This window comes from Marinobacterium weihaiense (assembly GCF_019061305.1).
GTDB classification, from domain to species: Bacteria; Pseudomonadota; Gammaproteobacteria; order Pseudomonadales; family Balneatricaceae; genus Marinobacterium; species Marinobacterium weihaiense.
On record NZ_JAHQZT010000062.1, the window covers coordinates 1 to 1,232 of the forward strand.

The following is a 1,232-nucleotide window of genomic DNA, read 5'->3' on the forward strand; positions in this document are numbered from 1 at the left end:
CTGGCTGATGCCACCGAGCCGTTCATGTCCGATCCGCTGGTACACGGTGTCTACTCCGTGGATGAAAACGTACCGGCCGGCTGGGATCTGACCGGTGCCACCTGTGATGACGGCAGTGCGCCGAATGCGATCGATCTGCAGCCGGGTGAAACCGTGACCTGTACGTTCGAAAACACCAAGCGCGGCATGGCGGAAGTGCTGAAGACCGTCTCCGGTATTGCACCAAACGGTGTTTACCCGGCCTTCAACTTCCAGATCCGTGACGGCAGCGGTGCCGTGGCATCCGCTACCTCTGATCCGATCACCGGCATTGCCTACTTCAGCTGTGAAGCCGGAGCCAATCCGGATGTCTGTGTCGATGTGGATGGCATGGCCAAGCTGGTACCGGGTGATTACGCCTTCTGTGAACTGGATGTTCAGCCGGGCTGGACGCTGACCGGCAGCAGCAACGATGGACCGCTGGTCTGGTACTCGCTGACCATCGGTGAGGACTACATCGGTGAATGTGCGGCCTTCAACCTGGCCGTGGCTGAAACCGAGCAGTTCAATATCGACAACACACCGCCGCCGGGAGGCAACGCACGGACCATCGGCTTCTGGAAAAACTGGACCAGCTGTGACGGCAAGGGCAACCAGTATGATCGCTGGCTGACCGATCCGGACTACTACGATGTGCTGGATGAATTCCTGCCGATCTACCTGCATCCGGGCCTGGAAGTGACCCTGTGCGAAGTGGGTGTGGATATCCTCGACAAGCGTGACGTGGACGACCCGAACCTGGTGGGTGATGGCCGCAAGAAAGCCAGTGATGCAGCCTATGGCCTGGCTGCCCAGCTGATGGCTGTGCAGCTGAACATCGCCGCCGAAGCGGGTACCTGCCCGGCCATGCTGGAAGCTAAGGACGCTGCCGAAGCCCTGCTGCTGAACATCGGTTTCGATGGCAGCGGTGACTATCTGCGCAAGCCGAAAGGCCCGAGCAAGGATCTGGCCCAGCAGGCCAAGACCCTGGCTGGTATTCTGGATAGCTACAACAACAATCTGCTCTGCCCGTAACAGAGCCTGATCCCGCCCCGGAGGGGCGGATGACAAAAAAGCCGCGACGGATCTCCGTCGCGGCTTTTTAGTGTCCTGTCAGCCTAGGGGACGTTCTCAATTAGTGTAAACTCCTACCGATAGTCACTGCATCAGGGCCTTCGGAGTGTAAATGAGTGAGCGTACAGTACTGAGAGATG

Annotated in this window: 1 protein-coding gene; it reads left to right on the forward strand. The window is 59.0% G+C overall.

Going from position 1 to position 1,232, the window contains the following annotated elements:
• Window positions 1-1,053: prealbumin-like fold domain-containing protein (locus tag KTN04_RS16555; protein WP_217336329.1), on the forward strand; the 1,053-nt coding region annotated here is incomplete at its 5' end.
• Window positions 1,054-1,232: the final 179 nt, after the last annotated feature.